The sequence below is a fragment of the Clostridium polyendosporum genome (assembly GCF_018332455.1).
In the GTDB taxonomy this organism is placed as follows: domain Bacteria; phylum Bacillota; class Clostridia; order Clostridiales; family Clostridiaceae; genus Clostridium_AY; species Clostridium_AY polyendosporum.
Genome location: NZ_BOPZ01000004.1, coordinates 74,612 through 88,269, shown reverse-complemented (window position 1 = coordinate 88,269; position 13,658 = coordinate 74,612). Strand labels below are relative to the sequence as shown.

The following is a 13,658-nucleotide window of genomic DNA, read 5'->3' as shown; positions in this document are numbered from 1 at the left end:
GTTAGGAAGGAGAAATCCATGATATACATCGATAATAGACAGGATAAAATACTAGTAGATGAAGATTTTGAAAAAAAAGTTGAAGAAGTTATAAGATTTGCACTTTTTGAAGAGGGAGTAAATAGAGAATGTGAGATAAGTGTAATCTTTATTGATAATAGTCAAATAAGAGAAATTAATAAAGAAACAAGGAACATAGATAAAGAAACAGATGTTTTATCATTCCCAATGTTAGATTATCCTAAGGGAAAAGTTTACAAGGATGTTTACAAAAACTACAATTTTCAGGCTTCATATATGAACGAAGGAGAACTAGTGCTTGGGGATATAGTATTATCTCTTGAAAAGACACAAGAACAAAGTAATGAGTATAGTCATTCATATTTAAGAGAAGCTTGTTATCTTGTGGTACATTCTGTTCTTCATCTTTTAGGTTATGATCATATGGAAGAGGAAGAAAAGAAAATAATGAGAGAAAGAGAGGAGGTCATATTAAACAAATTAAGTATTACTAGATAAGGTTAAATATAGGTGGGGATATGAGAGTTAGAAAATTAGTAGATAGTTTTAATTATGCAATAAATGGAATAACTCACTCTGTAAGAACCCAAAGAAATATGAAAATCCACTTTGCGGTGGCACTTATGGTTCTTACTGCTTGTTTTGTATACGACGTAAAAAAAACAGAGTTTTTAATAATTGCAGTTTCTGTAACTATGGTAATCGCTTCTGAGTTGTTTAACACAGCTATAGAAAGTGCAATCGATTTATCTACTAACTATTATCATCCTTTAGCAAAGATTGCAAAAAATGCAGCTGCAGGTGCGGTGTTAGTAACTGCTATAAATGCAATTTTAGTTGGATATATAGTTTTTTGGGATAAACTAACTAATGCTACGTATAGGATAATAGGGCAAGTTAAAGAGGCTGAGCCCTATATAATATTTATAGCTTTTGTTATGGTATGTATTGTTACCATAATAGTTAAAGCGTTTTTTGGAGAAGGTACTCCTTTAAAAGGTGGAATGCCAAGTGGGCATAGTGCATTATCTTTTTCGCTAGCAACAACTATATCCTTAATAACAGAAGAACCAATTTGCATCATGCTTAGTTATCTTATGGCTATTATTACTGCGCAAAGTAGAGTAGACTCGGAAGTACACAGTGTGTGGGAAGTAGTAGTGGGAGCTATTTTGGGCACATTGCTCACAATAGTTGTATTTAAAATATTCAGTAGGTAATTATTAAGAGCTGTACTTGTAAATAATATAAATAGTGCTATAATTTATATGCATTAAAAAGTTTGGGGGTTATAATATGTATGATAAACTCATAGAAGCAGCTATTCAAGCTAGAGAAAATGCTTATGCCCCTTATTCAAATTTTATGGTGGGTGCAGCAGTATTATGTGAAAATGGAAAAATATTTTCAGGCTGTAACATAGAGAATGCTTCTTTTGGAGCAACTAATTGTGCTGAGAGAACAGCTATATTTAAGGCTGTTTCAGAAGGATGTAGAACAATAAAGTCAGTAGCAGTTATAGGTGACCCAAATAATTTTACTTTTCCATGTGGTATCTGTAGGCAAGTAATTGCTGAGTTTGCCGAAAATGGAGATATAAAGATATTTATTGTTAAGAATAAAAAAGAATTTATAGTAAAAACCTTAGATGAGGTACTGCCAGGAGTTTTTTCAAAAAAAGACTTATTGATGCAGGATTAAGGAGGATAAATGTTTAAATCAGGATACGTAACTATTGTAGGAAGACCTAATGTAGGAAAATCAACACTATTAAATTTATTAATGGGAGAAAAGCTATCTATAGTTTCGAATAAACCACAGACTACAAGAAACAATATACAGACTATATTAACTGGAGAAGAATATCAAATAGTTTTTGTAGATACTCCAGGAATGCATAAACCTAAACATAAACTTGGAGAATATATGGTATCCTCAGCTAGAGAATCTGTTAAAGATGTAGACTTAGTTCTTTTCTTAACCACACCTGAAGTAGAGTTAGGAAGAGGAGATAGTTTTATATTAGAGCAGCTTAAAAATCAAAAGGCGCCTGTATTCTTAGTAGTAAATAAAATAGATGAAAACACATCTGAAAGAGTAGCAGAAACACTTAAAAATTATGCCGAAGAAATGGAGTTTGCTGAAATAATACCAATTTCAGCTATGAAAGAAAAGAATACTGATACTTTATTAAAGCTTATGATAGACTATCTTCCAGAAGGACCTAAATATTTTCCAGATGAAATGATTACAGATGTTCAAGAAAGATTTGTTATATCTGAAATAGTGAGAGAAAAAGCTCTTAGAACATTAAGTCAAGAAGTCCCTCATGGGATTGCTGTTGATATAATTCAGATGAAGCAAAATGAAAAAGGATTATACAATATTGAAGTAGATTTAATTTGTGAAAAGGATTCTCATAAGGGAATTATAATAGGGAAAAATGGTCAGACTTTAAAGCGTATAGGGGAAAGATCCAGATATGATATTGAGAAATTTTTGCGTTCCAAGGTAAATATAAAAATTTGGGTTAAGGTTAGAAAAGAATGGAGAGATAATCCACTGTTCTTAAAGGAATTAGGATACAAGAAAAAATAGCATAAGGGGCTGATTTTCTGTCAATCTTTCAAACTAATGGAGTAGTTATAAAAACACAAGATTTTAAGGAAAATGATAAGCTGGTATGGATTTTTACGGAAAATATTGGTAAAATAACAGCAGTAGCTAAGGGGGCAAAAAAGAGCAGAAGTAAATTTCTTTCAATTACATTGCCTCTTTGTTTCGGTGAATATGTGCTTTTTAAAGGAAAAAATCTCTATACTCTTTCAGAGGGAAAGATAACTAATTCTTTTCAAGGATTGTTAAATAACCTTGAAAAGCTTACTTACTCCTCATATATTTGTGAACTTATAGACATATGTCTTCAAGATGAAGAAAGCAATAGGTTTTTGTTTAAAGAGTTTATTACATGCCTGTATCTTCTAAACACTGATGCGCTAGATTACGAAATCCTAATAAGAAGTTTTGAACTTAAACTTTTAAAAGCAACAGGTTATGGGTTGAATTTTGATACTTGTGTATTTTGCATGAAAAAGTTATCGTCAACAAATTACATAAATTTATTCTACTACGGTGGAGTTTGTGAGGAGTGTCCAAAGGAACATGGCGTATATGTTTCCAAAGGTGCATATAATGCTTTGAGGTTTTTAAATCAAACCCCTATGGATAAAGTTTATAGACTTAATGTTTCAAGAGAAATTAAAGATGAAATATATAGGGTTACTTCTTCTATTATTTCTTTAAATTACTCAAAAAAGCCTAAGAGTTTAGAAATGCTAAATTATATTAAGGAGTGAGGAATATGAGTGAAATCTCATTAGAAAAGGTTGATCAAGTAAGAGATAGGACTGGTGTAGGATATGCTGAAGCAAAGCTTGCTTTAGAAGTAAATGGAGGAGATGTTTTAGAAGCTTTAATTTATATTGAAAATATAAAAAGAAGTAATGAAGATAAAACACATGCTTGGAAAAAGTTTAAAGGTGAAAGTTCCTCCACAAAATATGAAACTCTTGAAGAATTCAAGCTCTGGCTTAATGAATTAATAAAAAAGGGAAATGTGTCAAGAGTTAAGATAAAAAGAGAAGATAAAGTTATAATTGATATTCCTGTCAATGCTGGTATTGCAGCAGGGGTGATAGCTATAATTATGCCTCAGCTGTTAGCTATAGGTATTATAACTGCTATAGCTACAAAATTAACGGTAGAAATAACTAAAGATGATGGTTCTATTGAAGTTGTTAATAAGATGGTTAAAGAAACTGTCAGTGATGTTAAGGATAAAGCTGTAGATCTTGCAGGAACAGTAAGGGAGAAAATAAATTCAGTAAAAGATGAAGTTTTTCAAAAGAATTCATCAAAGTCAGTTAAAGTGGATGATAATTCACCTGTTTATACCTATACAGTGAAATTTGATGAAGTTGAAAAGGATAAGTAATTCTTAGAAAAACACAATAATTTAGTAAAGATTAAAAGTAAATGAGGGATATTCTAGAAATTTTAGATATTATTCAGAAAATTCTGGATAGTAAAACTTGAATATAGTGATATAATTGTATATATCACGTGGAAAAATATGGTATAATCAATTGCATAAAGTATATATTATGTAATTGATTATATATGATTACAGGAATATTCCTCTTACCTTTTAGAAAGAGGGGAAAGATATTGAAGCTAACACCACGGCAGGAAGAGATAATTAGGTTAGTAAAAGAAGGACAGCCTGTTACATCAGAAGCTTTAGCATCAAAGCTTGGAGTGACAAGAGCAGCTTTAAGACCAGATTTAGCAATTTTAACAATGATAGGAATTTTAGATGCACGACCAAAAGTTGGATATATTTATTCAGAGAATCCTTCTAGAGGATTATTGTATGATTATATAACTAACATTAAAGTTAAGGATATAATGGGAAAACCAGTTTTTGTAGATGAAGAAACAATGGTATATGATGCTATAGTATACCTTTTCTTAAATGATGTTGGAACTCTTTTTGTACAAAGTGATGGCTATCTTATTGGTGTAGTATCAAGAAAAGATTTTTTAAAGATTGCAATAGGGGGAACAGATATACACAAGGTGCCAGTGGGTATTATTATGACGAGAATGCCCAATATAATATGTGTTCAAAGAGAAGAAAGTGCGTATGATGTAGCTAGAAAAATAATAGAGCATGAAATTGACTCCTTGCCTGTAGTAGAAAAAGTTGTAGATGATGAAGGGAAAGAACAATATAAAATAGTTGGAAAGATATCAAAAACAAATATAACTAAATTATTTGTAAAACTTGAAAATGAGTAGTAAGTTATTTCAATGGGTATAAAATTCTGAATGGTATAAATTGTGAAAAAAGGGTATATAAAACAATTGTAGGAAAGAAATATAAATGCTTCTGTCAAATACAAAAAAGCAAGCTTACGGGACCTAAATCCCGTTTGTATATATTAATCTTACTATAAATAGTATTGAACGGAGGAGTATTGAGATGGAGAATAAAAAGTATGTGTACCTTTTTAAAGAGGGCAATGCATCCATGAAAAATTTATTGGGAGGTAAAGGAGCTAATTTAGCTGAAATGACTAACCTAGGGATACCAGTTCCTCAAGGATTTACTGTTACGACTGAGGCCTGTAATAAGTACTATGAAGATGGAAGGAAAATTGCTCCAGAGGTTATTCGTCAAATTGAAGAAAAAATGGCTGAATTAGAAGGGATTTCTGGAAAAAAATTTGGTAGCCTTGAAAATCCATTACTTGTTTCTGTAAGATCAGGGGCAAGAGCTTCAATGCCTGGTATGATGGACACAATACTAAATCTTGGATTGAATGATGCTACTGTTGAAGCTATGGTCAAATTAACCAACAATCCAAGATTTGCGTATGATTCATATAGAAGATTTATTCAAATGTTTTCAGATGTTGTTATGGATATAGAGAAAAGATTATTTGAGAACAAACTAGATGATATGAAGGAAGCAAAAGGGGTTAAATTTGATACTGAACTTAATGCTGATGACTTAAAGAAGTTAGTTCGAGAATTTAAAGCTCTTTATAAGAAAGAAAAAGGTAAGGAATTTCCACAAGATCCTAAGACTCAGTTAATTGAATCAGTTACAGCAGTATTCAGATCATGGGATAATCCAAGAGCTATTGTTTATAGAAGGTTAAATGATATTCCAGGTAGTTGGGGAACTGCAGTAAATGTTCAAGAAATGGTATTTGGTAATAAAGGAGAAACTTCCGGTACAGGAGTTGCTTTCTCAAGAAACCCAGCTAATGGTGAAAAAGCAATTTATGGTGAATATCTAATGAATGCACAAGGTGAGGATGTTGTTGCAGGTATAAGAACTCCTCAACCAATTGATAAGTTAAAAGAGCAAAATGCTGAAATTTACAAGCAATTTGAAGATATTGTAAATACTCTTGAAAACCACTACAGAGATATGCAGGACATGGAATTCACTATTGAAGAAGGAAAATTATATTTCTTGCAAACTAGAAATGGTAAGAGAACAGCTCAAGCCGCTTTAAAGATAGCTGTTAACTTAGTAGAAGAAGATATGTTGACTAAGGAGGAAGCTATACTAAAGGTTGAGCCAAAGCAGCTAGATACATTGCTTCATCCAGCATTTGATTCTAATGAGCTTAAGAAGGCTAATCCAGTGGCAAAAGGACTTCCAGCTTCTCCGGGAGCAGCTTGTGGCAAGATAGCATTTACTGCTGAAGAAGCAAAGGAAAGAGCAGAAAATGGTGAGAAAGTAGTTCTTGTAAGATTAGAAACTTCGCCAGAAGATATAGAAGGAATGGTTGCTGCCGAAGGTATATTAACTGTTAGAGGGGGTATGACTTCTCATGCAGCAGTTGTTGCTAGAGGTATGGGAACTTGCTGTGTTGCAGGTTGTGGAGAATTAAAGGTTAATGAAGAAGCTAAGACGTTACAAGTTGCAGGAAAGACATTAACTTCAAATGACTGGATTTCAATAGAAGGTTCCACTGGTAATGTGTATGCAGGAGCAATTAAGACTGTAGCACCAGAGATTAGTGGATACTTTGCTACATTTATGTCTTGGGCAGATGAGATTAGAAAGCTTAAAGTTAGAACAAACGCTGATACTCCAAGAGATGCAAAACAAGCAGTTGAGTTTGGAGCAGAAGGTATAGGATTATGTAGAACAGAGCATATGTTCTTTGCTGAAGATAGAATTTCAGCAGTTAGAGAAATGATAGTTGCTAAGACTGAAGAGCAAAGAAGAAAAGCTCTTGATAAGCTATTGCCAATGCAAAGAGAAGATTTCATAGGTATTTATGAGGCTCTAGAAGATAGACCAACAACTATAAGATTCCTAGATCCACCACTACATGAATTCTTACCAACAGAGGCTGAAGATATAGAAACCCTTGCAAAGGAAATGAGATTGACTTCTGAGGAATTAAAGTCAACTATAGAATATTTACATGAATTTAACCCAATGATGGGACATAGAGGATGTCGTCTTGCAGTTTCATATCCAGAAATTGCAGAAATGCAAACAAGAGCTGTAATAGAAGCTGCTATACACGTAAGAGAAAGAAAGGGCTATAATATAGTTCCAGAAATTATGATTCCTCTAATTGGAGAGATAAAAGAATTAAAATTTGTTAAGGATGTTGTTGTTGAAACTGCTAAGAGTGTAATGGCTGAGAAAGGTATAGAAATACCATTCAAAGTTGGTACAATGATTGAAATACCAAGAGCTGCACTAACTGCAGATGATATAGCTAAGGAAGCAGAATTCTTCTCATTTGGTACAAATGACTTAACTCAAATGACTTTTGGATTCTCAAGAGATGATGCAGCTAAGTTCTTAAAAGACTACTACGAAAAGAAAATCTACGAACAGGATCCATTCGCTAAGCTTGACCAGATTGGTGTTGGTTCATTAATGAAGATAGCTTGTGAAAAGGGTAAAGCGGTAAGACCAGATATTAAATTAGGTATTTGTGGAGAGCACGGAGGAGATCCATCATCAGTTGAGTTCTGTCATAACTTAGGATTAGATTATGTTTCCTGTTCACCATTTAGAGTACCACTTGCAAGACTTGCAGCAGCTCAAGCACAAGTTAAAAATAAGAGATAGTGATAAAATAAAACTGATCTGATATCGAGCCAGCTCAGTTTTAGCCAGATTTCACTTTGTGAAGTCGCAGTAAATAAAACCCCTGGGAGACCGGGGGCTTTATATCTTTATTTCATAATCCTTTTTTAAGTATTTGACTAATTCACATACAAACTGAAGGTGATAATCTGTTTTATCTATAGCCTTTTCTAATAGTCTGTAGAAAGAGTTTTTATTACATTTTTTTATATTATTATAATAGTCTTTAGAGATTCGCCAGTATTTTTGAGGAAAAGCAAGATAAACTAAAATATACTTTAAATCATCTGAAGTAAGGGGATTAATTTCACAATAACTTTTTAAACAGTTTACTGCAACTTCTACATTCCATTTAGTATTGTCTCTTTTTAATAACCTTCTTAAAAAATAACCGATATCATGAGCTGCATAGTCATAACAGCACTTGTCAAAATCAATAACCCATAGTAATCCTTTATCGTCGAAGATAATATTTTTATTTACATAATCACCATGACATAGAGAAGTCGATAGGTTATTAGTATTTATAGTTGAAGATACATCTATTGAAAGTTGTGCAAGTTGAAGGTTTTTATCAAAGTTTGTTAGAAAAAGTTTTGAGAATTTATCCTTGTGTATATATGCAGCATTAGAGCAAGTTAAAAGTTTTTGAAAGTGTTTAGTAGTGGATATGTATATATCGTCATATCCTTTTTTTATACTGCTTCCAGGTATGGGGGTGAATTTTTTTGAAACCTTGTGCATTTTAGCGAGATTTTTAGATGAATCAATAATATTCTTTATATTGTCATAGTTACATTTCTCTCCTTCAACCCAAGGCGTTAATATAAAGAGCATATTACTATATTTAACAAATCTACTCTTATTTAATGTGGGTAAAAATCTTGGAACATTAATTCCATTTCTATAAAGCCACTCCATAGCTGAATATACAAAAAGTAAGTCTCCCTCATTATAGTAGACTTTTTTTAAACAGAAAGTTTTATCTTTAGCATCAACTCTGTAAACTGCTCTTTGTTTATCGGTATTTTTAATTTTTATTTGTTTTACGGAGGCATTGTTTAGATTGAAATGGGGTAGTACATTTATTTTTATGTTAGTTTCAGAAAGGGACTCAGTTTGTATGGCGTGTATTTCATAGGGCATATTATCCTCCTTAGCATAGTATTTCTTATTATAAAGATATTATAAAAACTATTACAATATACTCACATAAAGAAAAATAAGTATAGGTAAGTTATATTTTTTATTTAATTAATAAAAAAAGTAATAGTTTGATTAAAAATGCAAATTATAATTAGTAGCATAATTCGAAAGGATTTTAAGAAAAAGTATAGAATATTAATAAGGAGGTGAGTTTATGACGGTAAGAGAAAAAATTGAGCAATTTGAAAGGTTGACATTGATAAAAGGAGCAGCTTTATCATCTCAGACAAAAGGGCGAGAAAAAGAAGAAATATTAGACGATTTGAGAACTTGCTATATGGTAGATAGAGATAGGATATTACATTGCAAGTCTTTTAGAAGATTAAAGCACAAAACTCAAGTTTATATCAAAACTTTCGGTGATCATTACAGAACAAGATTAACTCACACCTTAGAGGTTTCACAAGTGGCAAGAACTATAGCAGTAGGTATAGGTTTAAATGAATACTTAGTTGAAGCAGTAGCATTGGCTCATGATTTAGGGCATGTGGCTTTTTCTCACGTTGGAGAAGAGGTATTAGATAAATTTTTATCTCAAGGATTTAAACATAATGAGCAGAGTGTAAGAGTAGTTAAAACACTTGAAAACGGAGGGAAAGGATTAAATCTAACATATGAAGTGTTAGATGGAATACTTTATCATAGCGGTTTTGCAAATGGTATAGCTAATGCACAGACTTTGGAAGGTCAAGTAGTTAGGTATAGTGATAAAATTGCGTATGTAAATCATGATATAGATGATTCGATAAGAGCAGGTTTATTAAAACAAGAAGAACTTCCAAAGGATATTTTAAAAGTTTTAGGAAGAACTAACAGTAAAAGAATTAATACTTTAGTTAGGGACATTGTAGAAACAACATCATATAATATAAAAAAAAATATTTATAAGGTTTGCTTAAGCGAAGATATAGGTAAGGCTTTAGAAAACCTTAGAGATTTTATGTTCAAAAAAGTTTATCTTGGAGAAAGATTAAGGGTAGAAAGGGATAAGGCAAAGTTTGTACTTAGTCATGTTATAGAACATTATATGAAATATCCTGAGGAAATGCCTGAAATGTATAAAATTATAGTAGAGGGAGAAGGATTAGAAAGGGCAGTAGCGGATTATGTAGCAGGTATGAGTGATGACTATTGCCTTAATACTTTTAATAGGCTCTATATGCCCAAATTTGTAATATATTAATAATTTTAGGAATAATTTTTAAATTATATCTAAAAATAAATGTTGAGAGTTAATACCTAGAAGAAGGAATTTAGAAAAAAGTAAAGAATAAATAATTTATAAACAAAAATAGATTTATTTACAAAAAGTTTAAAAAATATAGAATAAAAAGAAGGAATTTAGTATCTCATGTCGAATATTTTTTACTTGACGAAATTTATTTAGTAAGGTGGGGAATTTTCCTTGCAAATTCCAGAGGAACTTTTAGAAAAAATAAAAGAGCAAAATGATATAGTAGACATAGTATCTGAAAAGGTGAGATTAAAAAGATCTGGGAAGTATTACATGGGTCTTTGTCCTTTTCATCATGAAAAGTCCTCTTCCTTTACAGTAACTCAAGATAAGCAGATATACAAATGTTTTGGCTGCGGTGAGGCTGGAAATGTAATAACTTTTGTGATGAAGACAAAAAATATTTCTTTTTATGAAGCAGTAAAATATCTTGCTGAGCGTGCAAACATTCCTTTGGATTTAGGCAGTGGAAAAAAGAGCAAGATTACAGAAAGGAAAGAACAACTTTACAAGATAAATACTGATGCAGCACGGTTTTTCTTTAATAACCTATATAAAAGTAAAGCTGCTAGTGAGTACTTTTTAAGGAGAGGAATAACAGAATCCACTATTAGGAAGTTTGGTCTTGGATATTCTATTGATAGTTGGAATGCACTGCTAAATCATTTAAAAACTAAAGGATACACCCAAGATATCATATTAGATGCAGGACTTATATTAAAAAATGAGAAAGGCAATATTTATGATAGATTTAGAAATAGGGTGATGTTTCCTGTCTTTGATTATAAGGGGAAGGTTATGGGGTTTGGAGGAAGAGTACTTGATGACTCTAAACCAAAGTATTTAAATTCTCCTGAAACATTAATATTTCAGAAGGGTACCAATCTATATGGTTTAAATTTTGCCATAAAAAACGGCTTGCCGGAAAAGTACTTTATAATAGTAGAAGGATATATGGATTGTATATCACTTCATCAATTTGGAATTACTAACGTAGTTGCTTCCCTAGGAACAGCACTTACAATTAATCAAGCAAGGCTTTTAAAACGGTATGCAGATAAAGTGATAATTTCTTATGATGCTGATCTTGCAGGACAAAAAGCAACTATAAGAGGTTTAGAAATCCTAAGAAATGCAGGGTTTGATGTTCGAGTTTTAACAGTTCCTGAAGGGAAGGATCCTGATGAATATATTAGAAGTAATGGTAAGGAAGCATTTATTAGGCTAATAGATTTAGCACAGCAACTTATCGACTATCGTTTAAGTAAAGCAAAGGATGATATTGACTTTTCAAATAATGAAAAATTAATAGAGTATGGAGAAAGAGTTACAGAGGTTTTAGCAAATCTAAACCCAGTTGAAAAAGATGTTTATGTTAGAAAGATAGCAGAAGAGACAGGTATAAGAGAACAGGCACTTTATGATCTTTTGGCAAATAAGATGACAAAAAGCAACGAGGATTACAAATATGTGAATAATAAGGAAGAAAATGGAACAAAATTATATGTAGAACCTGCTTATCTAAAAGCAGAACGGAGTTTAATCAAATTGATGATTAACAGTGAATTCTATGCCTATATTATTGAGCATATAAGTAAAGAGAATTTAATCTTAGAATCACACAGAAAGCTTTATACTATCATCAATGAGCTTATAAATGAAGGAAAAGAAGAGTTAGAAAAAAGTGTAGAGCTAAGATGTGATGATGCAGAGAGCTTAAAGGAATGGATATATATCAAAGAGTTAGATATTGTTAATAAAAGCTCTGATATAGAAGTGCTTATAAAAGATTACATATACCAACTTAAAAAACATAATCTTGAGAAGAAAAAAAAGGAGTTAATTTACAATCTGAAGATGTGTGAGGAAAAAGGTATGTTTCAAGAGTCATTAAAGCTTGCAAAAGAAGCAAAAGAGATAGATGACAAACTAAAAAGATTAAAAAGAGGTTAGGTTGGAAATAGCGGAAGGAGGCATGAATATGGAAAATAATGAAAAATCACCAAAAGGTAAAGTACAGAAAGATAAAGTTGCCGTAAAAGGTGATGTAAAAGGTGATTTAAAAGATAAGAATGCTAAAATGGCAATAGTTAAAAAACTAATTGAAAAGGGAAAGAAGAGTGGAACATTAACATATAAGGAAATAATGGATGAGTTAGATGAAATAGATTTAAGTCCTGAACAAATAGAAAAAATATATGAGGTTCTTGAATCTATGGGAATTGAAGTTATAGGTGATATGGCTGATGCAGATGCCGTAGAAGAAGACTTAGATCTTTCAATTCCAGAAGGTATAGCAATTGATGATCCAGTTAGAATGTACTTAAAAGAAATAGGAAAGGTTCCGCTATTGTCCTCAGATGAAGAAATAGAGTTAGCTCAAAAAATTGAAGAAGGAAGTCAGTATGCTAAAAAGAAACTTGCTGAAGCAAATCTAAGACTTGTAGTAAGTATAGCTAAGAGATATGTAGGAAGAGGGATGCTTTTCTTAGATTTAATTCAAGAAGGAAATCTTGGTCTTATAAAAGCTGTAGAGAAGTTTGATTATAGAAAGGGCTATAAGTTCTCTACATATGCAACATGGTGGATAAGACAGGCGATAACAAGAGCTATAGCAGACCAAGCAAGAACTATTAGAATACCTGTTCATATGGTTGAAACCATTAATAAGCTTATAAGGGTTCAAAGACAATTATTACAAGAGCTTGGAAGAGATCCATCTCCAGAAGAATTATCAAAGCATATGGATATGCCTGTCGATAAAGTAAGAGAAATTTTAAAGATAGCTCAAGAACCAGTTTCACTTGAGACTCCAATCGGTGAAGAGGAAGATAGCCATCTTGGTGACTTTATACCTGATGATGAAGCACCAGCACCTGCAGAAGCTGCTGCTTTTACTATGCTTAAGGAACAGCTTATAAATGTACTCGATACATTAACTCCAAGAGAAGAAAAAGTTCTAAGATTAAGATTTGGTCTTGATGATGGAAGAGCAAGAACTCTTGAAGAAGTAGGTAAGGAATTTAATGTTACAAGAGAGAGAATAAGACAGATAGAAGCAAAGGCTCTAAGAAAGCTTAGACATCCAAGCAGAAGTAAAAAGTTAAAGGATTATTTAGATTAGCACCTATTTTAGGTGCTATTTTTTTACTCTTTAGGAAATTATAAAATTGAAGAATTGTGAATAACTTGAAAATATAATGTAGGACAGCTAGTTTAATTATGACACCTAAAGAGTAAAAAATAAAATATAGTTCGCCTGCCAATTTTTCCTCACATGTGTTCGGAAAGGCAGATACGTAAAAAAATCGACAGCTCCACAGTCGCCTTGGCGATTTTTTTATCTGCTTGAAATCTGACTCAAATTATAGATATACAACTTTATAATTGAGTTAAGAATTTTAGGAAAAGTATTGAGTACCGAGACTTTTCTCTAAAATTCAGTAATGATTGAAGTGTATATCTTTAATTAGGTTAGATGTCGATTAAATTCTATTAATAAAG

General features: G+C 31.8%; 12 protein-coding genes. 11 read left to right on the top strand and 1 reads right to left on the bottom strand.

Annotated features, from left to right (window positions below):
* Positions 1-18: 18 nt before the first annotated feature.
* The 8 genes from ybeY (at position 19) to ppdK (ending at position 7,696) form a co-directional block, all read left to right on the top strand.
* Positions 19-519, top strand: a complete 501-nt coding sequence (gene ybeY, locus CPJCM30710_RS03615; RefSeq protein ID WP_212902805.1) for an rRNA maturation RNase YbeY — start codon at positions 19-21, stop codon at positions 517-519.
* Between the two features lie 20 nt (positions 520-539).
* Positions 540-1,241 (top strand): diacylglycerol kinase, encoded by a 702-nt coding sequence (locus CPJCM30710_RS03610; RefSeq protein WP_212902804.1) that lies wholly within the window; start codon positions 540-542, stop codon positions 1,239-1,241.
* Positions 1,242-1,317: 76 nt separating this feature from the next.
* The gene (locus CPJCM30710_RS03605; protein ID WP_212902803.1) at positions 1,318-1,722 is read left to right on the top strand and encodes a cytidine deaminase; all 405 of its coding nucleotides are present in this window, start codon (positions 1,318-1,320) and stop codon (positions 1,720-1,722) included.
* A 9-nt stretch (positions 1,723-1,731) separates the two neighbouring features.
* Positions 1,732-2,619 (top strand): GTPase Era, encoded by an 888-nt coding sequence (gene era, locus CPJCM30710_RS03600; RefSeq protein ID WP_212902802.1) that lies wholly within the window; start codon positions 1,732-1,734, stop codon positions 2,617-2,619.
* A gap of 23 nt (positions 2,620-2,642) precedes the next feature.
* A complete protein-coding gene (gene recO, locus CPJCM30710_RS03595) occupies positions 2,643-3,377 on the top strand; it encodes a DNA repair protein RecO (RefSeq protein ID WP_246503446.1) in 735 nt (244 codons plus the stop codon).
* Positions 3,378-3,382: 5 nt separating this feature from the next.
* Positions 3,383-4,015 carry a DUF4342 domain-containing protein gene (locus CPJCM30710_RS03590; protein WP_212902801.1) on the top strand — a complete coding sequence of 211 codons (633 nt, stop codon included), beginning with the start codon at positions 3,383-3,385 and terminating at the stop codon, positions 4,013-4,015.
* 233 nt (positions 4,016-4,248) lie between these two features.
* The gene (locus CPJCM30710_RS03585) at positions 4,249-4,881 is read left to right on the top strand and encodes a helix-turn-helix transcriptional regulator (protein WP_246503444.1); all 633 of its coding nucleotides are present in this window, start codon (positions 4,249-4,251) and stop codon (positions 4,879-4,881) included.
* Positions 4,882-5,065: 184 nt separating this feature from the next.
* Positions 5,066-7,696: a pyruvate, phosphate dikinase gene (gene ppdK / locus CPJCM30710_RS03580; RefSeq protein WP_212902799.1), complete on the top strand. Its 2,631-nt coding sequence runs from the start codon at positions 5,066-5,068 to the stop codon at positions 7,694-7,696.
* Positions 7,697-7,795: 99 nt separating this feature from the next.
* Here ppdK and CPJCM30710_RS03575 read toward each other — a convergent pair whose 3' ends face one another.
* A complete protein-coding gene (locus CPJCM30710_RS03575; protein ID WP_212902798.1) occupies positions 7,796-8,860 on the bottom strand; it encodes a CotS family spore coat protein in 1,065 nt (354 codons plus the stop codon).
* Positions 8,861-9,074: 214 nt separating this feature from the next.
* On the opposite strand from CPJCM30710_RS03575, the gene CPJCM30710_RS03570 reads away from it, so the two are divergent.
* From CPJCM30710_RS03570 to rpoD, 3 genes are all read left to right on the top strand, one after another.
* The gene (locus CPJCM30710_RS03570) at positions 9,075-10,103 is read left to right on the top strand and encodes a deoxyguanosinetriphosphate triphosphohydrolase (protein WP_212902797.1); all 1,029 of its coding nucleotides are present in this window, start codon (positions 9,075-9,077) and stop codon (positions 10,101-10,103) included.
* Positions 10,104-10,325: 222 nt separating this feature from the next.
* On the top strand, positions 10,326-12,107 hold the full coding sequence (gene dnaG, locus CPJCM30710_RS03565) for a DNA primase (protein ID WP_212902796.1): 1,782 nt from the start codon (positions 10,326-10,328) through the stop codon (positions 12,105-12,107).
* A 7-nt stretch (positions 12,108-12,114) separates the two neighbouring features.
* Positions 12,115-13,278, top strand: coding sequence for an RNA polymerase sigma factor RpoD (rpoD, locus tag CPJCM30710_RS03560; protein ID WP_212902905.1), 1,164 nt, complete (start codon positions 12,115-12,117; stop codon positions 13,276-13,278).
* The last annotated feature ends 380 nt before the right edge of the window (positions 13,279-13,658 follow it).

Bases quoted from the DNA above. Each gene is read 5' to 3' on its own strand.
- ybeY (WP_212902805.1), top strand. From the start codon at position 19: ATGATATACATCGATAATAGACAGGATAAAATACTAGTAGATGAAGAT.
- CPJCM30710_RS03610 (WP_212902804.1), top strand. From the start codon at position 540: ATGAGAGTTAGAAAATTAGTAGATAGTTTTAATTATGCAATAAATGGA.
- CPJCM30710_RS03605 (WP_212902803.1), top strand. From the start codon at position 1,318: ATGTATGATAAACTCATAGAAGCAGCTATTCAAGCTAGAGAAAATGCT.
- era (WP_212902802.1), top strand. From the start codon at position 1,732: ATGTTTAAATCAGGATACGTAACTATTGTAGGAAGACCTAATGTAGGA.
- CPJCM30710_RS03590 (WP_212902801.1), top strand. From the start codon at position 3,383: ATGAGTGAAATCTCATTAGAAAAGGTTGATCAAGTAAGAGATAGGACT.
- ppdK (WP_212902799.1), top strand. From the start codon at position 5,066: ATGGAGAATAAAAAGTATGTGTACCTTTTTAAAGAGGGCAATGCATCC.
- CPJCM30710_RS03575 (WP_212902798.1), bottom strand. From the start codon at position 8,860: ATGCCCTATGAAATACACGCCATACAAACTGAGTCCCTTTCTGAAACT.
- CPJCM30710_RS03570 (WP_212902797.1), top strand. From the start codon at position 9,075: ATGACGGTAAGAGAAAAAATTGAGCAATTTGAAAGGTTGACATTGATA.